General features: G+C 68.4%; 17 protein-coding genes. 7 read left to right on the top strand and 10 right to left on the bottom strand.

The window, feature by feature from the left end:
- Positions 1-105: 105 nt before the first annotated feature.
- Together murJ and ACFYZJ_RS19830 are read right to left on the bottom strand one after the other, a co-directional pair.
- Positions 106-2,433 carry a murein biosynthesis integral membrane protein MurJ gene (gene murJ / locus ACFYZJ_RS19835; RefSeq protein WP_388569699.1) on the bottom strand — a complete coding sequence of 776 codons (2,328 nt, stop codon included), beginning with the start codon at positions 2,431-2,433 and terminating at the stop codon, positions 106-108.
- 45 nt (positions 2,434-2,478) lie between these two features.
- Positions 2,479-4,905, bottom strand: a complete 2,427-nt coding sequence (locus ACFYZJ_RS19830) for a DUF6049 family protein (RefSeq protein ID WP_388569696.1) — start codon at positions 4,903-4,905, stop codon at positions 2,479-2,481.
- A 242-nt stretch (positions 4,906-5,147) separates the two neighbouring features.
- On the opposite strand from ACFYZJ_RS19830, the gene ACFYZJ_RS19825 reads away from it, so the two are divergent.
- Positions 5,148-6,620, top strand: a complete 1,473-nt coding sequence (locus tag ACFYZJ_RS19825; RefSeq protein WP_388569693.1) for a CCA tRNA nucleotidyltransferase — start codon at positions 5,148-5,150, stop codon at positions 6,618-6,620.
- 107 nt (positions 6,621-6,727) lie between these two features.
- Here the strand turns inward: ACFYZJ_RS19825 and ACFYZJ_RS19820 are convergent, their stop codons facing one another.
- From ACFYZJ_RS19820 to ACFYZJ_RS19805, 4 genes are all read right to left on the bottom strand, one after another.
- Positions 6,728-7,294 (bottom strand): hypothetical protein, encoded by a 567-nt coding sequence (locus ACFYZJ_RS19820; RefSeq protein WP_388569691.1) that lies wholly within the window; start codon positions 7,292-7,294, stop codon positions 6,728-6,730.
- A 115-nt stretch (positions 7,295-7,409) separates the two neighbouring features.
- Positions 7,410-8,672, bottom strand: coding sequence for an MFS transporter (locus ACFYZJ_RS19815; RefSeq protein ID WP_388569688.1), 1,263 nt, complete (start codon positions 8,670-8,672; stop codon positions 7,410-7,412).
- A 74-nt stretch (positions 8,673-8,746) separates the two neighbouring features.
- Positions 8,747-9,829 carry an inositol-3-phosphate synthase gene (locus ACFYZJ_RS19810; RefSeq protein WP_388569685.1) on the bottom strand — a complete coding sequence of 361 codons (1,083 nt, stop codon included), beginning with the start codon at positions 9,827-9,829 and terminating at the stop codon, positions 8,747-8,749.
- Between the two features lie 43 nt (positions 9,830-9,872).
- The gene (locus ACFYZJ_RS19805) at positions 9,873-10,553 is read right to left on the bottom strand and encodes a helix-turn-helix transcriptional regulator (protein WP_388569683.1); all 681 of its coding nucleotides are present in this window, start codon (positions 10,551-10,553) and stop codon (positions 9,873-9,875) included.
- A 375-nt stretch (positions 10,554-10,928) separates the two neighbouring features.
- Here ACFYZJ_RS19805 and ACFYZJ_RS19800 point away from each other — a divergent pair, with 375 nt between their 5' ends.
- Positions 10,929-13,586 carry a transglycosylase domain-containing protein gene (locus ACFYZJ_RS19800; RefSeq protein ID WP_388569680.1) on the top strand — a complete coding sequence of 886 codons (2,658 nt, stop codon included), beginning with the start codon at positions 10,929-10,931 and terminating at the stop codon, positions 13,584-13,586.
- A 129-nt stretch (positions 13,587-13,715) separates the two neighbouring features.
- The gene (locus tag ACFYZJ_RS19795) at positions 13,716-15,224 is read left to right on the top strand and encodes a glycosyltransferase family 87 protein (RefSeq protein WP_388569678.1); all 1,509 of its coding nucleotides are present in this window, start codon (positions 13,716-13,718) and stop codon (positions 15,222-15,224) included.
- Between the two features lie 107 nt (positions 15,225-15,331).
- On the opposite strand, the gene ACFYZJ_RS19790 is transcribed toward ACFYZJ_RS19795, so the two are convergent.
- From ACFYZJ_RS19790 to ACFYZJ_RS19780, 3 genes are all read right to left on the bottom strand, one after another.
- Entirely contained in the window at positions 15,332-16,363 is a 1,032-nt protein-coding gene (locus ACFYZJ_RS19790) for an alanine racemase (protein ID WP_388569675.1), read from the bottom strand.
- A 122-nt stretch (positions 16,364-16,485) separates the two neighbouring features.
- Positions 16,486-17,604 carry a peptidoglycan bridge formation glycyltransferase FemX gene (gene femX / locus ACFYZJ_RS19785; protein ID WP_388569673.1) on the bottom strand — a complete coding sequence of 373 codons (1,119 nt, stop codon included), beginning with the start codon at positions 17,602-17,604 and terminating at the stop codon, positions 16,486-16,488.
- A 159-nt stretch (positions 17,605-17,763) separates the two neighbouring features.
- Positions 17,764-18,084, bottom strand: a complete 321-nt coding sequence (locus ACFYZJ_RS19780; RefSeq protein WP_388569670.1) for a hypothetical protein — start codon at positions 18,082-18,084, stop codon at positions 17,764-17,766.
- A 276-nt stretch (positions 18,085-18,360) separates the two neighbouring features.
- Here ACFYZJ_RS19780 and rpsF point away from each other — a divergent pair, with 276 nt between their 5' ends.
- The 4 genes from rpsF (at position 18,361) to rplI (ending at position 20,039) form a co-directional block, all read left to right on the top strand.
- Positions 18,361-18,651: a 30S ribosomal protein S6 gene (rpsF, locus tag ACFYZJ_RS19775; protein WP_014673750.1), complete on the top strand. Its 291-nt coding sequence runs from the start codon at positions 18,361-18,363 to the stop codon at positions 18,649-18,651.
- Positions 18,652-18,727: 76 nt separating this feature from the next.
- Positions 18,728-19,294 carry a single-stranded DNA-binding protein gene (locus ACFYZJ_RS19770; RefSeq protein ID WP_388569667.1) on the top strand — a complete coding sequence of 189 codons (567 nt, stop codon included), beginning with the start codon at positions 18,728-18,730 and terminating at the stop codon, positions 19,292-19,294.
- A gap of 43 nt (positions 19,295-19,337) precedes the next feature.
- Entirely contained in the window at positions 19,338-19,574 is a 237-nt protein-coding gene (gene rpsR / locus ACFYZJ_RS19765) for a 30S ribosomal protein S18 (RefSeq protein ID WP_003949403.1), read from the top strand.
- A gap of 18 nt (positions 19,575-19,592) precedes the next feature.
- A complete protein-coding gene (gene rplI, locus ACFYZJ_RS19760) occupies positions 19,593-20,039 on the top strand; it encodes a 50S ribosomal protein L9 (protein WP_388569664.1) in 447 nt (148 codons plus the stop codon).
- 128 nt (positions 20,040-20,167) lie between these two features.
- Here rplI and ACFYZJ_RS19755 read toward each other — a convergent pair whose 3' ends face one another.
- Positions 20,168-21,505 carry an MATE family efflux transporter gene (locus ACFYZJ_RS19755; RefSeq protein ID WP_388569661.1) on the bottom strand — a complete coding sequence of 446 codons (1,338 nt, stop codon included), beginning with the start codon at positions 21,503-21,505 and terminating at the stop codon, positions 20,168-20,170.
- Positions 21,506-21,884 lie beyond the last annotated feature (379 nt).

Here is a 21,884-nt window from a genome sequence, read left to right as displayed (position 1 = left end):
TCCCCATCCGTTGCGCGCTGTCCGACGCAGAAACCAATTGTGCCCACAGTCCGCCGCTATGCACGACACACGGCGGCGGACGATGGTTGTGCGCGTACCCCCGCCTCAGCGCCCCAGGCGCCCGCGGACCATGCCGACCATTGAGTTGAGTTCCTCGATGCGCATCTTGCGTGCGGCGACGTAGAAGACACCGAGAAGCAGGGCGCCACCGCAGACCAGGGCGGCCAGCGAGCCGGCCACCCCCTGCCCCAGCGTGTGGCCGATCTCGTAGCAGGCCGCCGCGCTCAGCAGAGCGGCCGGCGCGGAGGCGATGCCGAGCCGCGCGTACGTCCGCAGCACCCGGGCGCCGTCCAGGTCGCCGCCCAGCCGCTTGCGCAGCCGGGCCCAGGCGACACCGACGCCGATCGCGTACGCGAGCCCGTAGGAGGCCGCCATGCCGACCACGGCCCAGCGGGCCGGGAGCACGAAGTAGCAGACCGCGGAGGCGCCCGCGTTCACGGCGGCCACGATGACCGTGTTGTAGAAGGGAGTGCGGGTGTCCTCGTAGGCGTAGAAGGCGCGGAGCACGACGTACTGCACGGAGTACGGGATGAGGCCGAGGCCGAAGGCCATCAGCATGTAGCCCATGTTGGTGGCGGCGCCGGTGCCGGACGAGCCGAAGATCAGGGTGCACATCGGGATACCGAGCGCGACGAACCCGAACGCGATCGGCACGATCGCGACGGCTGTCGTGCGCAGGCCCTGGGAGATGTCGTCGCGGACGGCTCCACCGTCGCCCTCGGCGGCCGAGCGCGAGATGCGCGGCAGCAGCGCGGCCATCAGTGAGACGGTGATGATCGCTTGCGGGAGGCCCCAGATCAGTTGGGCGTTGGCGTAGGCGGCGAAGCCGGTGCCGACGACCGGGGAGTGCTTGCCCGCCGAGGTGGACAACTGTGAGACGACGAGCGCGCCGGCCTGGTTGGCGAGGACGAACAGGACGGTCCACTTGGCGAGCGTCGCGGCCTTGCCGAGGCCGTGGCCCTTCCAGTCGAAGCGCGGCCGCAGCCGGAAACCGGTCTCGCGCAGGTACGGGATCATCGCCAGGGCCTGGACGACCATGCCGAGCAGGACGCCCACTCCGAGCAGGCGCTGACCCTCCGGCGGGATGTTCGTCACCTTCATCCCAGAGTTGGCCGCGCTGCCGTACACCCAGATGAACAAGCCCAGCGTCACGATGATGACGATGTTGTTGAGCACCGGGGTCCACATCATCGCGCCGAACTTCCCCCGCGCGTTGAGGACCTGCCCCATCACCACGTGGATGCCCATGAAGAAGATCGAGGGCAGGAAGTAACGGACGAAGGTGACGCCGACCTCGTTGGCGGCCGGGTCGTTGGCGACCGAGTCCGACAGCAGGCGGATCAGGAAGGGTGCTCCCAGGATCGCGACCACGGTGAGTCCACCGAGCGCCACCATGACCAGGGTGAGCAGTCGGTTGGCGTACGCTTCCCCGCCGTCCTCGTCCTCCTTCATCGCGCGCACGAGCTGCGGCACGAAGACGGAGTTGAGGCCGCCGCCCACGGTGAGGATGTAGATCATCGTCGGCAGCTGGTAGGCGACCTGGAAGGTGTCGCCGAGGAGGCCGACGCCGAGCGCCGAGACGATCAGCGCCGAGCGGATGAACCCGGTGAGCCGGGAGACCATCGTGCCCGCCGCCATCACGGCGCTGGACTTCAGCAGGTTGGAGGCCCGCCCGCCCTTCTTCCCCGTGGGCGCGGGCGCTGGCGCGGGCGCCGCGATGGAGCCGGCGGTCGCCTCGGGCACGGGCGTCGGTGCGGCATCGGTGGCCGACGGCGGGGCAGCGTACGCCCGCTCCTGCGGGGACGCCTGAGCGTAGGCCGGTGCCGGGGGTCCGGCCGGACCCTGGCCCTGGACCGGTGCGGGGCCGGGTACGGACGGCTGTTGTACGTACGGCTGTCCGCCGCCCTGCTGCTGGTCCCTGAACAGGTGCGCGAAGGCGTCCGGCTCGTGGCGCTCCTCGCCGGACCGGGTGACGAGGTCGTCGACGCCCACGAACTGGGTGGTGCGGGGGTCGTCGCCGTGCGGCAGGAACTGCGACGGTCCTTCCGGCTCCGGCGCCGGCGGCTGGGCCCACACGTGGGGGTCGGGGGCGTACTGCGGCGTCGGCGGCCGGCCGTAGAGGGGCTGCTGCGGCTGGTACGAGCCGGGGGGCGGCGGGGGGTGCGCGGCGCGGTCGTAGAGCGCCTCGGTCACCGGGTCCTGGGCGGAGAGGTCGTGCGCCTGGTAGGGGTCCTGGTGGTAGGCGTCCTGGAGGTACATGTCGGCCGGGGGCTGCGGCGGTACCTGACCGGGCTGGTGCGGTGGCGGGCCGTCGGGGTAGCCCGAGCTGCCCACGGCGCCCTGCTCGCGGTCACCGTCGTACGGCGCGTTCATGGTTACCCCACCTTGTTGTCCCCGGGCCCTTGGCCACGACATCGCTCAATGGTCCACTCTCTCACCCGTCCCGGACGGGTCGGCGCTTTCCGGTGCGGTGTCCGGCCCCGGGTCACTCGGGTGCTCCGGGTCGTCTGCCCCGCTCTCCGCGTCCGACTCCTGTGCGGGTGCCGCCGCGGATCCTGAGGTGTCCCCAGTGTCTACGGTGCCGTCGGCGGCCGTGTTCAGACCCCCGTCGTCAGCGTCCTGCGGGTTGTCCTGCCGTTCCTCCTCGGCCTGCCGTGCGGCCAGGCGCTTGCGTTGGGTGTACATGCGGAAACCGGCGAGCACCAGCAACAGGACGCCACCGGCGATGACGAGCATCACCGTGGGAGTGATCTCGGTGACGTTCACGTCGAAGGTGATCGGAGAGCCGTACGGCTGCCCGTCCTCGGTGAAGAGCTGGGCGACGACCGCGGCCCGGCCGTTGGCGTTGGCCGTGGTGGTGAACTTCACCGACTGGCTGTGCCCGCCCGAGACGGAGATGGGCTGCTCGGAGTAGGGCCCGTTGCCGATCTTCAGGCGTGTCGGCTGCTGGGAGGTGAGCCGCAGGACCAGGTGGTCGACCCCCTGCATGAGGTTGTTCTGCACCGTCACGGGGATCGTCGCGCTGCGGCCGGAGAGCTTCGTCTCGGACTTCTCGATCAGCCGGACCTGGGCGGTGAGCCCGTCGAGGTACGACTCCACGCCCTGGCGGAAGTCCGACGCCTGGGCGGAGTGCCCGCGCCAGGAGGTGGCCATGGCGCGGTCTATGGCCCGGCCGAAGGGCGTGACGACTCGTGCGGGCTCGGAGAGGATCACCTTGAAGCTGTCGAGTTTGTCCTGTGTGTTCTCGATCTGCTCGAACGCGGACTGCGGAAGCTCCTCCTTGCGCAGCGAGGAGGGGTAGCGGGACGCGGTCGGCACCTTCGTCGTGGCGTCCGGGTCCGGCTTGGCCTTGGCGGCAGCGGACAGATCGGCCGACTGCGACCAGTGGCTGCCCTGCTGGGCTGTCAGCGCCTCGGCCATCGACTGGGCCTGGCTCGCGGTCGGCATCCGCTGGGGAGCGACCACGATGCTGCGCTGCTTGTCCGGCTCCTGGAGGTTGATCATCAGGCTCTGCGCCAGGAAGTCCTGTACGGCGAGGGTGGAGCGTGCGGCCGAGGTCATGTCGCCGTCGAACGCGGTCGACAGACCGTCGTCCGCGACCACCGCGGTGGTGCCGCCACCGATGGGGCGAGCGGCGGTGGGTGTGTAGTTCAGGCCGCCGGTCTCGGGGAGGCTGTCGCTGCGGGCGATCACCTTGTCGGCGCCGGCGGAGGTGGCGACCTTGATGATGGAGGGGTCGATCGCGCCGTCCACGGGCCAGGCGAAGTCCGTGTCGGGCTTCACGTGGAGGATGGTCTCCACGGTGCTCGCGGCGACGTCTGTTGCGTCCTTGAGGTGGCTGAGGGAGCCGGTGACGTTCTTGCCGTTGTGGGCGAGCGAGGCCAGGTCGGGGTCGCCGAAGGGCAGGGCGACGACCTCCTTGTTCTGGACAGCCTTCTCGAGGTCGGCGAGCCACTGCTTGGCGACCGCCTGGCTCTTGCCCGCCGTGACGTTGTCGCCGTCGGTCTTGACGCTGTAGCTGCCCGTCATCGCGTCCACGGAGGCGAGCAGGTCGGGGTCGATCACCCAGGTGACGTCGAGGTTCTTGCCCTGTGACAGGAGCTGCGAGAGGCGGCCGCCCGGGGAGATCTCCTTGGCCAGGTCGTCGTTCTGGAAGACGGGGGTCTGCTGCTGGTTGGGGAGGGTCTCCGCGGTCATGTGGACATCGGAGACCAGCGGCCACAGGAACGTCGTCTGCGTCTTGGTGGCGGAGCCGTCGGGCTGCCAGGGCAGGAACGTCCGCTGGATGCCGAGTACCTGCTCGTAGGGCTGGGCGGCGGTCTGGCCGGAGAGTGAGACGCCGAGCGGGTAGACGCCGTCGGAGCCGAGGTCCAGCTCCTTGACGGGCACGGAGATGCTGAATTCCTGGGTCGAGCCCGGCGCGAGCTGGGCGAACTTCTCGACGTACTTGCCGCCCACCTCGCTGCCGTCGACGCCGGGCAGGTAGCCGGTGCGCCGGGAGACGCTGTCGATGGACGCGCGGTTGGTCAGCTCCTGACCGACGCGTAGACCCACGTGGGCGTCGGTGACAGCCTGCTTGCCGTTGTTGGTGACCGTGCCGGAGACGGTGAGGGTGTCGTTGTCGGTCGGCACGCTGGGGCTGAGCGAGTCGAGGGAGACACTGACCGCGGGCGAGCTGCCGGCCTCCACCGCGGCGCTCCTCCCGGCGGCATGGGCGGCCGGGCCGGAAGGCAGCTGCAGCAGGCCGGCCAGCAGGGGTGCGCCCGCGAGCAGGGCTCCGGTACGCCGGAGCCACCGGCGGGCAGGTGAGGAACTCATCCCCTGGAAGTCTGCCGCCTCGGCCACGCGCTCGCCCGTCCCTCGTCGTCGTCAGTGGTCGTCGGAATGTGCGTCCCCGCATGGTAACGATGCGCGTGGAAGGGAAGTGCCGCGGTCCGCACCACAAGATCGGAAAGGGAGGCGGGCCGTACCGTCATGGCGGGGATCGGCAGGCAGGTCGCCACTCCCGGTTTCCGGTCGTTCACGGAACGCTTGTGCAGGTTTGATGCGGGCCCCGGCATCGCCGGGGGCACGTACCCTTTTCTGTTGTGCCGAACGCCAACGAAGACACTCCCCGTGCCCTGAGCCAGGTACAGCAGCGCGCTGTGAGCGAACTGCTGCGGGTCTCCCCTGTCGCCGACGACCTCGCCCGCCGTTTCCAGGAGGCGGGCTTCTCGCTCGCTCTGGTCGGTGGCTCGGTGCGGGACGCCCTCCTCGGCCGGCTCGGCAACGACCTGGACTTCACGACGGACGCCCGCCCCGAGGACGTCCTGAAGATCGTGCGGCCGTGGGCGGACGCCACATGGGACGTGGGGATCGCCTTCGGCACCGTGGGTGCCCAGAAGGACGCCCGCGTCGGAGACGCTGTTCAGCGTTTCCAGATCGAGGTGACGACGTACCGGTCGGAGGCCTACGACCGCAGCTCGCGCAAGCCCGAGGTGTCGTACGGCGACTCCATCGAGGAGGATCTGGTCCGGCGTGACTTCACGGTCAATGCGATGGCCGTCGCGCTGCCGGAGAAGGAGTTCGTCGACCCGCACCGGGGACTCGACGATCTCGCCGCCCGGGTGCTGCGCACCCCGGGGACCCCGGAGGAGTCGTTCTCGGACGATCCGCTGCGGATGATGCGGGCCGCTCGCTTCGCGGCCCAGCTGGACTTCGAGGTGGCTCCCGAGGTCGTCACGGCGATGAAGGACATGGCGGGGCGCATCGAGATCGTCTCCGCCGAACGCGTACGGGACGAGCTGAACAAGCTGATCCTGTCCGCCCACCCGCGCAAGGGGCTCACGCTGCTGGTGGACACCGGGCTCGCCGATCACGTCCTGCCGGAGCTGCCCGCTCTGCGGCTGGAGCGTGACGAGCACCACCGGCACAAGGACGTCTACGACCACACGCTGATCGTCCTGGAGCAGGCGATGGCGCTTGAGCAGGGCGGCCCCGATCTGACACTGCGGCTCGCCGCGCTGCTGCATGACATCGGAAAGCCGAAGACGCGCCGCTTCGAGAAGGACGGCCGGGTCTCCTTCCACCACCACGAGGTGGTCGGTGCCAAGATGACCAAGAAGCGGATGACGGCGCTGAAGTACCCCAATGACCTGGTGAAGGACGTCTCACGGCTGGTCGAACTCCACCTGCGGTTCCACGGCTATGGGACGGGAGAGTGGACGGACTCCGCGGTGCGCCGCTACGTCCGTGACGCGGGCCCGCTCCTCGACCGCCTCCACAAGCTGACCCGCTCGGACTGCACGACCCGCAACAAACGCAAGGCGGTCGCGCTCTCCCGGGCGTACGACGGCCTGGAGGAGCGCATCACCCAGCTCCAGGAGCAGGAGGAGCTGGATGCGATCCGCCCCGACCTGGACGGCAACCAGATCATGGAGATCCTGGGGGTCCGCCCCGGCCCGGTCGTCGGCCAGGCCTACAAGTTCCTCCTGGAGCTGCGCCTGGAGAACGGTCCGATGGGGTACGACGCCGCGGTGGCAGCGCTCAAGGAGTGGTGGGCCAAGCAGAGCGAGGGCTGAGAAAGGGGGTCTGTTTCACGTGAAACATGACCCCGGAAAGACCGCCAGGAGACGCGCGAAGGGCGATGTTTCACGTGAAACATCGCCCTTCGCGGCTGTGGGTCGATCTACTTCTTGAGCTCGTTCAGGCAGAGTACGACGTCGTGGCCGCCGCCGTACTGGATGTAGGAGAGAGTCGCGTCCTTGACGGTCTGGCACTTGTTCTCATCGCTGCTGCCGTCAAACTTCTGGACGACCTTGTACTGGGCGCTGCTCGAGGAGCAGTCGACATCCTTGAGGTCAGGCTTGGAGTCCGTGCCGTCGTTGTGCATGCAGGAGCCCACCGACGTGGTCTCCGCGTCGTCGCGGGTCAGGAACCACCCGGCACCGAACTTGACGAGGCCGACGATAACGGCGACGACGATGATGCCGACGATCCGTATCGCCTTCTTGCCGGCGCGCTTGCCCGGGCCCGCCTGTGGCGGCAGCGGCGCAGGAGCACCCTGCTGCTGGGGGAAGGGGGGATACGGCTGCTGTTGGTATCCCTGCTGCGCCGGGTAGGGCTGCTGCGCCGGGTAGGGCTGCTGTGGCGCGTACGGCTGCTGGGCGACCCCTGGCTGGCCGGGCTGCTGCCCCACGGGCACGGTGGGCTGCTGGGCGTACGGATTCGTGCCCTGGGGCGGCGGAGTGGTCACTTTCGGGGTCCCCTCGAACGTGGGTGCGCATGGCGCGAAATAAGACGCCCGTAAGCTACAGGTAGGTACTGACAACTCTGAAGCCCCGTGGGGCTTCGTGGCCCTGATGTGACGCTTACTGGTGCTCAAAGCGGGACATAGGCAGAGCAACTGCCGTGTACACAACGGCGACCAGGACCACCAAAGCGACTGAACGGCCGTCAGGAGGCAGCATCACGGCGGCGACTGCGGCCGCGCCGACGAAGGCCACGTTGAACAGCACGTCGTAGACCGAGAAGATCCGGCCGCGGAAGCCGTCGTCGACCGAGGACTGAACGATCGTGTCGGTGGAGATCTTCGCGCCCTGTGTGGTCAGCCCCAGGACGAACGCGGCCACCAGCATGGGCCCCGCGGCGAACGGGAGCCCGAGTGAGGGCTCCAGTACGGCGGCGGACCCCGCGCACACCGCGATCCAGCGGCCGGGACCGAGCCGTCCCGCCGCCCACGGCGTCACCACGGCCGCGGCGAAGAACCCGGCTCCGGAGATCCCCAACGCCAGCCCCAGCAGGGCGAGCCCCTGGCGCGGGGTGGCGGACAGAGCGTAGCGGCACAGCATGAGCAGCAGGACGAGCAGCGCACCGTAGCAGAACCGCATCAGGGTCATCGCGGTGAGCGCCCAGGCCGCCTCCCGGCGCTGAGGTGCGGCGAGATGCCGTATACCGGCCACCAGATCACGTGTGGTGCCGACCAGCACGGCGCCGAGGCGCGGCGGCAGGGCATCCCTGTCCGGGCCCAGCGCTTGCGGAGCCAGACTCAGCGATGCGAGGGCCGATCCCAGATACAGGAGCGCACCCAGGAGCACCACCGCGGCATCGGAGTCGGCGATCACCAGCCGTACGGCGAAGGCGAGTCCGCCGCCCGCCGTCGCGGCGAGCGTGCCGGCCGTCGGGGAGAGCGAGTTGGCCATCACCAGGCGTTCGGCGTCGACCACCCTGGGCAGTGCCGCGGACAGGCCGGCGAGCACGAAACGGTTGACCGCGGTGACGCACAGCGCGGAAACGTAGAAGAGCCAGTCCGGGACATGGCTCACCATCAGGACGGCGGTGGCACAGGCCAGCAGGGCGCGCAGCAGGTTGCCGTGGAGGAAGACCTGACGGCGCCGCCAACGGTCCAGCAGAACGCCCGCGAAGGGGCCGACGAGGGAGTAGGGCAGGAGCAGCACGGCCATGGCGGAGGCGATGGCGGTGGCCGAGGTCTGTCTCTCAGGGGAGAAGACCACGTACGTGGCGAGCGCGATCTGGTAGACGCCGTCGGCCCCCTGGGACAGCAGGCGTACGGCGAGCAGGCGCCGGAAACCGCTGAAGCGCAGGAGGACCCGCAGATCGCGCACGACGGACATGGGGCACAGCCTCACATACGTACGGGGTCCCCGGGCAGACGACCCGGGGACCCCGCACGGGCACGGGAGCGACGTCAGCGCTCGACCTCGCCCCTGATGAACTTCTCGACGTTCTCGCGGGCCTCGTCGTCGAAGTACTGGACCGGCGGGGACTTCATGAAGTACGAGGACGCGGACAGGATCGGGCCGCCGATGCCGCGGTCCTTGGCGATCTTGGCGGCGCGCAGGGCGTCGATGATGACACCCGCGGAGTTCGGGGAGTCCCAGACCTCGAGCTTGTACTCCAGGTTCAGCGGCACGTCACCGAAGGCGCGGCCCTCGAGGCGGACGTAGGCCCACTTGCGGTCGTCGAGCCAGGCCACGTAGTCGGACGGGCCGATGTGGACGTTCTTCTCGCCGAGGTCCCGGTCGGGGATCTGGGAGGTGACGGCCTGCGTCTTGGAGATCTTCTTGGACTCCAGGCGCTCGCGCTCGAGCATGTTCTTGAAGTCCATGTTGCCGCCGACGTTCAGCTGCATCGTGCGGTCCAGGATCACGCCCCGGTCCTCGAACAGCTTCGCCATCACGCGGTGCGTGATGGTCGCGCCTACCTGCGACTTGATGTCGTCACCGACGATCGGGACGCCGGCCTCGGTGAACTTGTCGGCCCACTCCTTGGTGCCGGCGATGAAGACCGGAAGGGCGTTGACGAAGGCGACCTTGGCGTCGATCGCGCACTGGGCGTAGTACTTCGCCGCGTCCTCGGAGCCGACGGGCAGGTAGCAGACGAGGACGTCGACCTGCTTGTCCTTGAGGACCTGGACGATGTCGACCGGCTCCTCGGCGGACTCCTCGATGGTGGCGCGGTAGTACTTGCCGAGGCCGTCGAGGGTGTGGCCGCGCTGGACCGTCACGCCGGTGGACGGGACGTCGCAGATCTTGATCGTGTTGTTCTCCGAGGCGCCGATGGCGTCCGCCAGGTCGAGGCCGACCTTCTTGGCGTCCACGTCGAACGCGGCGACGAACTCGATGTCACGCACGTGGTAGTCGCCGAACTGGACGTGCATCAGACCCGGGACCTTGGACGCCGCGTCGGCGTCCTTGTAGTACTCGACTCCCTGCACCAGCGATGCGGCGCAGTTGCCCACGCCGACGATGGCTACGCGAACCGAACCCATTCCGGTTGCTCCCTGTGTGTACGTGTGAGGCCCCGACCGGGCCTCACGTGGTGGTGTCGTCGGACGGATCCGGCCGGGTGCTGTCCCGGTGCCGGGGCAGGCCGCCCGTCGCTCCAGATGTGCTGCCAGGAGCGGAGCCGTCGGCAGTGGAACCCCTGAGGTCCCGTCCGGCCCGCTCACTCTCGATGAGCTCGTTCAGCCAGCGCACTTCGCGCTCCACGGACTCCATCCCGTGGCGCTGGAGCTCGAGGGTGTAGTCGTCCAGGCGCTCCCGGGTGCGCGCCAGGGAGGCGCGCATCTTCTCCAGGCGCTCCTCCAGTCGGCTGCGGCGGCCCTCCAGCACGCGCATGCGCACGTCACGGGAGGTCTGTCCGAAGAAGGCGAAACGAGCGGCGAAGTGCTCGTCCTCGTACGCGTCGGGGCCCGTCTGGGAGAGCAGCTCCTCGAAGTGTTCCTTGCCTTCGGGGGTCAGCCGGTAGACGATCTTGGCGCGCCGTCCGGCGAGCGGAGCGGCGCCCGCATCGTCGGAGGCGCTGCCCGGCTCCTCGGTCAACCAGCCGTTGGAGACCAGCGTCTTGAGGCACGGGTAGAGCGTCCCGTAGCTGAACGCGCGGAATACACCCAGTGACGTATTGAGTCGTTTGCGCAACTCGTAGCCGTGCATCGGGGACTCGCGGAGCAGGCCGAGGACGGCGAACTCGAGGATCCCGGAACGCCGGCTCATGTGCGCCTCCCTCCTGTTCCTGTCTCGTCCGCACGGTCTTTATGTCGCTCTGATGTATCGACTCGATACATCTAGACGATAGAACGCCGCTCCTGTTGCGACAAGAGGGGACACGGTGAACGGGGTCACATCACCGATTCGCAGGAGGCAAGTTGCGTGGTTTGGGGTGAAGTTCAGGGCTCGGTCGGTTTTGGCGGTGCGTAGTCTGTGCGCCATGCACACCACCGGGAACCGAGTGACCCATGGGGGACGTCCTCGTCCTCGGTGCAGTACGGGTGAATGCCGAAACGACCGCATCCGTACTTCGGGGGGACCGGAAACCAGCCGCCGTTTCCAGGCGCGCAAGGGTGCGCCTGCCCGAGGAGTAATCGTTCGATGAGCGAGCACCGTCGCAAACCGCCGCAGCCGCAGGGAGGCGGACGTGCCGCGGCCCGACGCGGCCAGTCGGCGCCCCCCGGCCGCCGCGCGGCACCGCGAGGCGCCACTGGGTCTCCGTCCGCGCCGTACGGAGCGGGAGGTGAGGAGCGCCCGTACGGTGGCCGAGCCGAGGCCCGGCGGGCGGCCCAGAGAAACGCGAGTGGTCGGCGCAGAGCGCCCGACGGCGCCGGCCGTGGCAGGGGCGCGGCTCCCGTCAGGAAACGGTTCATCGACTACCCGCGTGCGGGCAAGTACGGCGTCGCACGCTGGCTGCCCTCCTGGAAACTGGTGGCGGGTCTGTTCATCGGTTTCATAGGGAGCCTGGTGGCAGTGGCGGGTGTCGGGTACGCGATGGTGAGCGTGCCGGACGTCGCCAAGACCGCACAGTCCCAGAACAACGTCTACTACTGGGCCGACGGCAGTCAGATGGTCGCCACGGGTGGCGAGACCAACCGTCAGATCATCAACCTCTCGCAGATCCCTCCGGCGATGCGGTGGGCCGTCATCTCCCAGGAGAACAAGACTTTCTACACCGACAGCGGCATCGACCCGAAGGGCATCGCCCGAGCCGTCTTCAACATGGCCACGGGCGGTCAGACCCAGGGCGGCTCCACCATCACCCAGCAGTATGTGAAGAACGCGAGGCTGGACGACCAGTCACAGACGATCTCCAGGAAGTTCAAGGAGATCTTCATCGCCATCAAGGTGGGGGCCACCGTCAAGAAGAACGACATCCTGGCCGGCTACCTGAACTCCGCGTACTACGGGCGGAACGCCTACGGGATCGAGGCCGCCGCACACGCGTACTTCAACAAGCCCGCCTTCAAGCTGGACCCCGGTGAGTGCGCCTTCCTGGCGGCGATGCTCAAGGGCGCCACGTACTACGACCCGGCGGGCGCCACGTCCATCGACCCGAAGAACGCCACTCCCGAGGCCAACCGGAAGCGCGCGACCCTGCAGATGCAGGACACCCTCAACAAGATGGTCCAGTACGGGCATCTGAGTGCCACGGAGCGCGCCAAGTACACGACCCTTCCGCAGGTCCAGAACCCGCGGTCGAACACCCGGCTGAGCGGCCAGATCGGTTATCTCGTCGACCTGGCCAACAGCTACCTGGTGACCCACAGCAGCACGACCCACATCACCCAGGACAAGCTGCAGCAGGGCGGCTACCAGATCTACACGACCTTCGAGAAGAAGAAGGTCGAGCAGCTCGAGACCGCCGTCAAGAACGTCCAGAAGGCCAACATCAAACCCAACCTGCGTCCGAACACGGACAAATTCGTCCAGTTCGGTGGGGCTTCCGTGGACCCGGGTACCGGTGCGATCAAGGCGATCTACGGCGGTGAGGACGCGACCAAGCACTTCACCAACAACGCCGACGCGACCGGTGCCCAGGTGGGTTCGACGTTCAAGCCGTTCGTGCTCGCGGCGGCGATGAAGTGGGGTATCCGCAACCCCCACCTCGGACCGGAGCAGGCCCAGGACGAGCGCACCGTCGTCTCGCCGAAGAGTTTCTACAGCGGCAAGAACAAGCTGAAGATCAAGGAGTACAACGGGGACGTCTGGAAGAACGAGAAGGGCCAGGAGTGGCTGCAGACGAACGACGGCGACGAGTCGGTGGGCGACCCGCCGGACTACAAGATCGACCTGCGTGAGGCGATGCAGTTCTCGGTGAACACCGCCTATGTGCAGCTGGGCATGGACGTCGGCCTGGACAAGGTGAAGCAGAGCGCCATGGACGCGGGCATCCTGGAGAGCAGCCTGGCCAGCGCGAACTACCCCTCGTTCTCCATCGGTACTTCGTCCCCGAGCGCGATCCGCATGGCCGGTGCCTACGCCACCTTCGCGGCCAGCGGGAAGCAGAACGATCCGTACTCGGTCGACAAGGTCAGCAGCAAGGACGGGGTGGTCTTCCAGCACACCAAGCAGACCAAGGAGGCGTTCCTTCCAAAGGTCGCCGACAACGTCACGGACGTCCTGAAGACCGTGGTCGACAAGGGCACCGGTACCGCGGCGAAGCTGCCGGGCCGTGATGTGGCAGGCAAGACCGGTACGACCGACTACAACAAGTCAGCCTGGTTCGTCGGTTACACCCCGCAGCTGTCCACCGCGATCAGCATGTTCCGGATAGACGACAACGAGGCCAACAAGAACCGCACGTTCCTGAAGATGTACGGGACAGGTGGCCAGAAGAAGATCCACGGTGCCTCGTTCCCGGCCGAAATCTGGCACGACTACATGGAACAGGCGCTCAAGGACCAGCCCGCCGAGTCGTTCCCGACGCCGGAGCCCATCGGGACGGTCGTCAACGACACCCCGAGCCCGAGCGTGACCCCCTCGCCCACGCAGAGCGTCACCCAGAGCCCGACGCCGAGCGTGACGCCGAGCCCGTCGCTGACCTCGCCCTCGCCCTCGCCCAGCAACACCTGCGGCTTCTGGGGCAACAGCAGCTGCAACAGCAATGGAGGGGGCAACGGAAACGGCGGCACCGGCCCCGGCGGCACCGACGCAGGGGGTACGGGCGGAGTGACCACATCGCCCACGGAGTCGACCGGTAACGGAAACACCCGGGGCAACGGCAACGGAGGGATCTTCGCGGGGTCGAACGGGTAGTCGTCACCGAACGTGTTTCACGTGAAACAATCCGTTTCACGTGAAACACCGCCCGAAGAGGGGCCGTCACACCGACCAGGTGGGGCGGCCCTCGGCGTTTTCCTGGCTTGATACGGCAGGATGAGCCTCATGCCCAGTGCAGAGACGACGCGCGCGAGCGTGTACGAGCCGGATGTGGTGCGGCCGACCAGGGAAGACCAGGTCGCCGCGGCCGGCAGCGAGCTGATCGGCGGACCCGTCGGACGCCGCGCCCTGCTCGGGACGTCCTGGTGGACGCCCGTGCGGATCGTGGCGCTTGTCGCGATCGGTATGTTCGCTCTCGGCATGGCCCAGAAACTGCCCTGCTACGACAGCGGCTGGTTCTTCGGCGCCAGCTCGCAGTACACGCACGCCTGCTACTCGGACATCCCGCACCTCTACCAGGGGCGCGGCTTCGCCGACGGGCTCGTGCCCTACTTCGACAAGCTCCCGGGCGACATGGACTACCTCGAGTACCCGGTGCTCACCGGTGTGTTCATGGAGGTCGCCTCCTGGCTGACTCCGGGCAGTGGCGGCATCCAGGCCCGCGAGCAGACCTACTGGATGGTCAACGCCGGGATGCTCATGGTGTGCGCCGCGGTCATCGCCGTGTGCACCGCCCGTATCCACCGCAGGCGTCCCTGGGACGGCCTTCTCGTCGCCCTCGCGCCTGCCTTCGTGCTGACCGCGACCATCAACTGGGACCTGCTCGCCGTGGCCCTCCTGGCCGCCGCGATGCTGATGTGGTCACGCGGCCGGGTCCTCGCCTTCGGCGTCCTGGTGGGGCTCGCCACGGCCGCCAAGTTCTACCCGTTCCTGGTGCTAGGACCGCTCCTCGTGCTGTGCTGGCGAGCGGGCAGGTGGCGGGAGTACGGGGCTGCCGTCCTGGGCGCCGTCGGCGCGTGGCTCGTGGTCAACCTGCCGGTGATGTGGCTCGCCCCCGAGGGCTGGTCCAAGTTCTACCGCTTCAGCCAGGAGCGCGGGGTGGACTTCGGGTCCGTCTTCCTGTTCGTCTCGCGCTGGCTCAACATCGACATCACGGCGGACACGGCCAACACCTACGCGACGATCATGATGGTGCTCGCCTGCGCCGGGATCACCGCGATGACGCTGACCGCTCCGCGCCGCCCGCGCTTCGCCCAGCTCGCCTTCCTGATCGTCGCCGCGTTCATCCTGACCAACAAGGTCTACTCGCCGCAGTACGTGCTGTGGCTGGTTCCCCTGGCCGCGCTCGCCAGGCCGCGCTGGCGGGACTTCCTGATCTGGCAGGCGTGCGAGGTCGCGTACTTCCTGGGGATCTGGATGTACCTCGCGTACACGACCAGCGGAGACGCCCACAAGGGCCTTCCGACGGACGGGTACCAGCTCGCCATCGCCGTCCACCTGCTGGGGACGCTCTACCTGTGCGCCGTCGTCGTTCGCGACATCTTCCTGCCGGAACGGGACATGGTGCGCCGGGCCGGCGACGACGACCCGTCCGGCGGCGTACTGGACGGTGCGCCGGACGTCTTCGCACTGGGAGCCGCCGCTCATCCGCCGCGACACGCCGCGCATGTCGAGGGGCCGCAGGTGAACTGGGGCAGCCGCGGCGGAGAACCGGCTGACGGCAGTTCGCGCTGAGCGAACAGCGCATCAGGCCGATACAGACGGACAAGGCCGTACACGGGCTGCGTGTACGGCCTTCGTCGTGTCTCCGGCTCCGTGATCAGCGGTCGATCATCGGTCGATCAGCGGTCGACGAGCCGGTCGAACTGCGTGGTGGTGTGCCGCAGATGGGCCACCAGTTCATCGCCCACCTTGGGCTCCGTGGCGTCCGCCGGGATGAAAAGGATCGAAACCTGCATGTGCGGGGGCTCGGCGAACCATCGCTGCTTGCCCGCCCAGACGAACGGCGACAGGTTCCGGTTCACCGTCGCCAGGCCTGCCCGGGCCACGCCCTTGGCGCGCGGCATCACGCCGTGCATGGCCTTGGGGGCCTCCAGGCCCACCCCGTGCGACGTCCCGCCCGCCACGACGACCAGAAAGCCGTCGGAGGCCGCCTTCTGCTGCCGGTAGCCGAAGCGGTCGCCCTTGGCCACGCGCGTCACGTCCAGGACCGCTCCCCGGTACTCGGTGGCCTCGTGGTCCCCGAGCCACAGCCGGGTGCCGATGCGGGCGCGGAAGCGGGTCTGCGGGAACTGCTGCTGCAGCCGGGCCAGCTCGTCGGCCTTGAGGTGGCTGACGAACATCGTGTGCAGCGGCAGCCGGGCCGCGCGCAGTCGGTCCATCCAGCCGATGACCTCCTCGACGGCGTCGGAGCCGTCGGTACGGTCCAGCGGCAGGTGGATGGCGAAGCCTTCCAGGCGCACGTTCTCTATGGCCGCGTGCAGCTGCGGCAGCTCCTGCTCGCTGACACCGTGGCGCTTCATCGAGGACATCACCTCGATGACCACCCGGGCGCCCACGAGCCCGTACACGCCGTCCACGGACGACACCGAGCGGATGACGCGGTCCGGCAGCGGCACGGGCTCCTCGCCCCGCCGGAACGGCGTCAGCACCAGCAGGTCGCCGCCGAACCAGTCCTTGATCCGGGCCGCCTCGTACGTCGTGCCCACCGCGAGCATGTCGGCGCCCAGGCGGGTGGCCTCCTCCGCCAGCCGCTCGTGGCCGAACCCGTAGCCGTTGCCCTTGCAGACGGGGACGAGCCCCGGGAACTGCTCCTGCACGTGCTTGTGGTGTGCCCGCCAGCGCGCGGTGTCGACGTAGAGCGTGAGCGCCATGGCCGGTCCCGGAACCTTTCTCGTGGCTGCCGTGTGTCAGAGGTCTGAGAGGGAATTGTGACGGATCCGCCGGACCGACGGGCTGGGCCGGGCCGCTGGGCGGCCCGGCGTGGGCTCCGGCGTCAGCGGCGCGACATGTAGATGTCGAGCGCCTTGTGCAGCAGCTTGTTGAGCGGGAAGTCCCACTCGCCGAGGTACTCGGCGGCCTGCCCGCCCGTACCCACCTTGAACTGGATCAGACCGAAGAGGTGGTCGGTCTCGTCCAGCGAGTCCGAGATGCCACGCAGGTCGTAGACGGTGGCACCGAGCGCGTAGGCGTCGCGCAGCATCCGCCACTGCATCGCGTTCGAAGGCCGCACTTCGCGGCCGATGTTGTCGGAGGCGCCGTAGGAGTACCACACGTGCCCGCCGACGATCAGCATGGTCGCCGCCGACAGGTTCACACCGTTGTGCCGCGCGAAGTACAGCCGCATACGGTTGGGGTCCTCGCTGTTGAGGGCCGTCCACATGCGCTGGAAATACGACAGCGGGCGGGGCCGGAAGTGGTCGCGCACCGCGGTGATCTCGTACAGGCGCTGCCACTCCTCGAGGTCGTGGTAGCCGCCCTGGACCACCTCGACACCCGCCTTCTCGGCCTTCTTGATGTTGCGGCGCCACAGCTGGTTGAAGTTCTTGTGGACCTCTTCCAGGGACCGGTTGGCGAGCGGCACCTGGAAGACGTACCGCGGCTGCACGTCCCCGAAGCCGGCGCCGCCGTCCTCGCCCTGCTGCCAGCCCATCCGGCGCAGCTTGTCGGAGACTTCGAACGCGCGCGGCTCGATGAAGTCGGCCTCCAGGTCACGCAGCCGCTTGACGTCCGGGTCCTGGATGCCGCTCTTGATGGTCTCCGCGTTCCACCGCCGGATGATCACCGGCGGGCCCATCTTCACGGAGAAGGCGCCCTGTTGCTTCAGGTGCGCGAGCATCGGCCGGATCCAGTCCTCCAGGTTCGGCGAGAACCAGTTGATGACCGGGCCCTCGGGCAGATACGCCAGATAGCGCTTGATCTTGGGCAGCTGGCGGTACAACACCAGGCCGACGCCCACCAGTTCGCCGCTCTTGTCGAACCAGCCGAGGTTCTCGGACCGCCACTCCGCCTTGACGTCTGCCCAGGCCGGGACCTGCATGTGGCTCGCCGCCGGCAGGCTCTGGATGTACGCCAGATGCTGCTCGCGACTGATCGTCCTCAGGGTCAGGCTCATTCGGGGCGCTCCTCGGGCTGGTGTGTCCCCATGGGTACAGGGGCTCCGGCTCTCGCGCCGAAGCCTACTGCGCCCCGCGAGCGCCCCGACTGGCCCTGTGCAACCTGTGTGTCCGGCGGGTGGCCTCACGGCCCCGCCGACGGCACCGTGGCCCGACGGTCAGTGGCCGACGACCCCGCCGAAGAGACCACCGTGGGCCATGCCCAGGAAGAAGCCGACGGCCGAGGCACCGAGCCCCAGGATCAGGCCGAAGCGCTCTCGGGTCGTCACGGAGATGTACTGCCCGTAGGCGCCGGTGAAGATCCCCACCAGGCCGGTCCAGGAGCTGATCAGATGCAGGTCCTTGGACACCAGCGCCGTCACGAAGGCCGTGAGACCGAGCGCCAGGGTCACCGCGAGCAGGGTGTCCTGGACGGGGTGGGCCTTGCCGTCCGTGGCGAAGAGGGAACCGGTGGTGTTGGGTCGCAATACCTGTGCCATGAGGGCACCTCCTGCGGAAGGCGGCGCATCGTAGCGCCATACACACCCGATGTGTACAGATTGACGGCCACCAGGGCCGGATTTCAACCGGAAGCACGTGTGCGGGTACTCTGTACCGTCTGCACCGGTGTCTGCCCAGGCACAGCCGGGTCAACCGTCGACTGGCCTCCGATTGTCAGTGGCGGCTGATTTACTAAGGCACTGTTGCGTCACGCATCACAACCCTCCTGCCACGGAACGACCGTGGCCGCTGAGTCCGAAGGAGGTGGGTTCCACATGCGTCACTACGAGGTGATGGTCATCCTCGACCCCGATCTCGAGGAGCGCGCTGTCTCCCCGCTGATCGAGAACTTCCTGTCCGTCGTCCGTGACGGTGGCGGAAAGGTCGAGAAGGTCGACACCTGGGGTCGTCGTCGTCTCGCCTACGAGATCAAGAAGAAGCCCGAGGGCATCTACTCGGTCATCGACCTGCAGGCCGAGCCTGCGGTCGTCAAGGAGCTCGACCGCCAGATGAACCTGAACGAGTCGGTCCTCCGGACCAAGGTCCTCCGTCCCGAGACCCACTGAGCCTCGCGCTCGGCTGATCCCGGGATTCGAGTAGCAGCACCAGCAGCCAGCAGCAAACCCGCCGAGAGGTTCCCCCATGGCAGGCGAGACCGTCATCACGGTCGTCGGCAACCTTGTCGATGACCCCGAGCTGCGCTTCACCCCGTCCGGTGCGGCGGTCGCGAAGTTCCGCGTCGCGTCCACTCCCCGCACCTTCGACCGTCAGACCAACGAGTGGAAGGACGGCGAAAGCCTCTTCCTGACCTGCTCGGTCTGGCGCCAGGCGGCGGAGAACGTCGCCGAGTCGCTCCAGCGAGGCATGCGCGTCATCGTGCAGGGCCGGCTGAAGCAGCGGTCCTACGAGGACCGTGAGGGCGTCAAGCGCACGGTCTACGAGCTCGACGTCGACGAGGTCGGCGCCAGCCTGCGCAACGCCACGGCCAAGGTCACCAAGACCGCCGGTGGCGCTCGCGGTGGCCAGGGCGGTTACGGCGGCGGTGGCGGCCAGGGCGGCGGCTGGGGCGGTGGCCCCGGTGGCGGTCAGGGCGGCGCTCCGGCCGACGACCCGTGGGCGACCGGCGCTCCCGCCGGCGGTCAGGGCGGAGGCGGCTGGGGCGGTGGCTCCGGCGGCGGTGGCGGCTACTCGGACGAGCCCCCCTTCTAGGCGGGCCGTACCCCACACTTCTTGATCACACAGGAGAAACACCATGGCGAAGCCGCCTGTGCGCAAGCCGAAGAAGAAGGTCTGCGCATTCTGCAAGGACAAGGTCACGTACGTGGACTACAAGGACACGAACATGCTGCGGAAGTTCATTTCCGACCGCGGCAAGATCCGTGCCCGTCGCGTGACCGGCAACTGCACGCAGCACCAGCGTGACGTCGCCACGGCCGTCAAGAACAGCCGTGAGATGGCGCTGCTGCCCTACACGTCCACCGCGCGCTAAGGGAAGGGTGACCGACTCATGAAGATCATCCTCACCCACGAGGTCTCCGGCCTCGGTGCCGCGGGCGACGTCGTCGAGGTCAAGGACGGTTACGCTCGCAACTACCTGATCCCGCGGAAGTTCGCGATTCGCTGGACCAGGGGTGGCGAGAAGGACGTCGAGCAGATCCGTCGCGCTCGCAAGATCCACGAGATCCAGACCATCGAGCAGGCCAACCAGGTCAAGGCCCAGCTCGAGGGCGTGAAGGTCCGCCTGGCCGTCCGCTCCGGCGACTCCGGCCGTCTCTTCGGTTCCGTCACCCCGGCCGACATCGCCTCGGCGATCAAGGCCTCCGGTGGCCCCGAGGTCGACAAGCGCCGCATCGAGCTCGGCGCACCGATCAAGACGCTGGGCGCCCACGAGACGTCCGTGCGTCTGCACCCCGAGGTGGCCGCCAAGGTCAGCATCGAGGTCGTCGCGGCCTGACGCCGCGCTCGGTTGACGAACAGCTGAGAGAAGGGCCGTACCCGCGGTACGGCCCTTCTTCGTCGCTCAACGCTCGTCCGATCCCCCGTTTCACGTGAAACACCGCAGAGCCGAGGTGGTCGAGGCCATCAGCGTGTCGCACCCGTCACGACCCAGCGGCCCGAGCGGGAACGCAGCCAGAGGGTGAGCATCCGCACAGTCATCATGAGCGTCATCGCCGCCCACAAAGCGGTGAGACCGCCCCCGACAACCGGAACGATCAGCGCGGCGGGAGCGAAGACCGCCAGCGTCAACAGCATCGCCCAGGCCAGGTACCGCCCGTCGCCCGCTCCCATCAGTACGCCGTCCAGCACGAAGACGACACCGCAGACGGGTTGTGAGAGGGCCACCAGCACGAGAGCGGGCAGAGCAGCCCGGTGAACGGCCGGATCGCTGGTGAACAGCGGGAGGAACAGTGGCCGGGCGACGAGCACCAGCAGTCCGAGCAGGAGCCCGGCGATGATGCCCCACTGCACCATGCGGCGGCACGCTGCGCGGGCGCCCCATGCGTCGTCCGCGCCGAGATACCGCCCGATGATGGCTTGCCCCGCGATCGCGATCGCGTCCAGTGCGAACGCGAGCAGGCTCCACAGCGACAGGATGATCTGGTGCGCGGCGATGTCCGCATCCCCGAGCCGCGCGGCGACGCCCGTGGAGATCATCAGGATCGCCCGCAGCGAGAGCGTACGGATCAACAGCGGCGCCCCCGCCTGTGCGCAGGCACGTATCCCAGCCCCATCCGGCCGCAGCGAGGCGCCGTGCCGGCGGGCGCCGCGGACGACGACGTACAGGTACGCGGTCGCCATCCCGCACTGGGCGACGACCGTGCCCCAGGCGGAACCGGCGATGCCCAGGTCGGCGCCGTAGACGAGCCCCGCGTTGAGGGCGGCGTTCGCCATGAACCCCGCGACCGCCACGTACAGCGGTGTCCTTGTGTCCTGCAGCCCGCGCAGAACACCGGTGGCGGCCAGCACCACCAGCATCGCGGGGATGCCGAGTGCCGAGATCCGCAGATATGTCGTCGCGTACGGGGCCGCGGTCGGTGAGGCGCCGAAGAGCGTCACGATGCCGGTCGCCGTGGGCAGGACAACGGCGATGACGGCGACTCCCAGCAGCAGCGCCAGCCAGATGCCGTCCATGCCCTGACGGATGGCGGATCGTAGATCGCCCGCGCCGACGCGGCGCGCGACCGCCGCCGTGGTGGCGTAGGCGAGAAAGACGAAGACGCTCACGGCGGTGGTGAGGAGTGCGGAGGCGACGCCGAGGCCGGCCAGCTGCGCGGTGCCGAGGTGGCCGACGATCACGCTGTCGGCCATCACGAAGAGGGGCTCCGCGATGAGTGCGCCGAAGGCCGGAACGGCCAGTGCGACGATCTCCCGGTCGTGCCGACGTCCAAGGGCGCGGGGTGTCGCGGGAGCCTGTGTCATGGCCACCAATCTAATCGTCCACAGGTAAGAGGTGCAATGCGGTTGCGTCCCTTACTCTAGACGCTGTCTCGCGCCGCGCTGTCCACGGTCGGTGGAGAACTTGATCCGACTGGGCAACTTTTTCTTCTGCACAAGCGGTGGACGGGAAATTCGCAGGTCAGGTGCGTTCTTGCGGATGGGGTGCGGGCTTGTTCACAGAGCTGTCCACCGTGTCGTGCACAGGTTTCGCGGAGTTGTCCACAGTGTTGGGCGTCCCGTCCACATGGCCTGTGGATAACCAGATTGGCTGACGGTGCCCAGGGGCCTAACGTGGTTCGGCGCCCGCTCCCTCTCCGTCCCAGGACAACGCTCTCGATTGACGCGTCTGAACCGGAGCTGG

This window comes from Streptomyces sp. NPDC001848, assembly GCF_042891915.1.
Lineage (GTDB): Bacteria > Actinomycetota > Actinomycetes > Streptomycetales > Streptomycetaceae > Streptomyces.
Note: the sequence above shows the minus strand (reverse complement) of the source record. Positions and strands in the feature narration are given on the sequence as shown.

Bases quoted from the DNA above. Each gene is read 5' to 3' on its own strand.
- murJ (WP_388569699.1), bottom strand. From the start codon at position 2,433: ATGAACGCGCCGTACGACGGTGACCGCGAGCAGGGCGCCGTGGGCAGC.
- ACFYZJ_RS19815 (WP_388569688.1), bottom strand. From the start codon at position 8,672: ATGTCCGTCGTGCGCGATCTGCGGGTCCTCCTGCGCTTCAGCGGTTTC.
- ACFYZJ_RS19810 (WP_388569685.1), bottom strand. From the start codon at position 9,829: ATGGGTTCGGTTCGCGTAGCCATCGTCGGCGTGGGCAACTGCGCCGCA.
- ACFYZJ_RS19805 (WP_388569683.1), bottom strand. From the start codon at position 10,553: ATGAGCCGGCGTTCCGGGATCCTCGAGTTCGCCGTCCTCGGCCTGCTC.
- ACFYZJ_RS19800 (WP_388569680.1), top strand. From the start codon at position 10,929: ATGAGCGAGCACCGTCGCAAACCGCCGCAGCCGCAGGGAGGCGGACGT.
- ACFYZJ_RS19795 (WP_388569678.1), top strand. From the start codon at position 13,716: ATGCCCAGTGCAGAGACGACGCGCGCGAGCGTGTACGAGCCGGATGTG.
- ACFYZJ_RS19790 (WP_388569675.1), bottom strand. From the start codon at position 16,363: ATGGCGCTCACGCTCTACGTCGACACCGCGCGCTGGCGGGCACACCAC.
- femX (WP_388569673.1), bottom strand. From the start codon at position 17,604: ATGAGCCTGACCCTGAGGACGATCAGTCGCGAGCAGCATCTGGCGTAC.
- ACFYZJ_RS19780 (WP_388569670.1), bottom strand. From the start codon at position 18,084: ATGGCACAGGTATTGCGACCCAACACCACCGGTTCCCTCTTCGCCACG.
- rpsF (WP_014673750.1), top strand. From the start codon at position 18,361: ATGCGTCACTACGAGGTGATGGTCATCCTCGACCCCGATCTCGAGGAG.
- ACFYZJ_RS19770 (WP_388569667.1), top strand. From the start codon at position 18,728: ATGGCAGGCGAGACCGTCATCACGGTCGTCGGCAACCTTGTCGATGAC.
- rpsR (WP_003949403.1), top strand. From the start codon at position 19,338: ATGGCGAAGCCGCCTGTGCGCAAGCCGAAGAAGAAGGTCTGCGCATTC.
- rplI (WP_388569664.1), top strand. From the start codon at position 19,593: ATGAAGATCATCCTCACCCACGAGGTCTCCGGCCTCGGTGCCGCGGGC.
- ACFYZJ_RS19755 (WP_388569661.1), bottom strand. From the start codon at position 21,505: ATGACACAGGCTCCCGCGACACCCCGCGCCCTTGGACGTCGGCACGAC.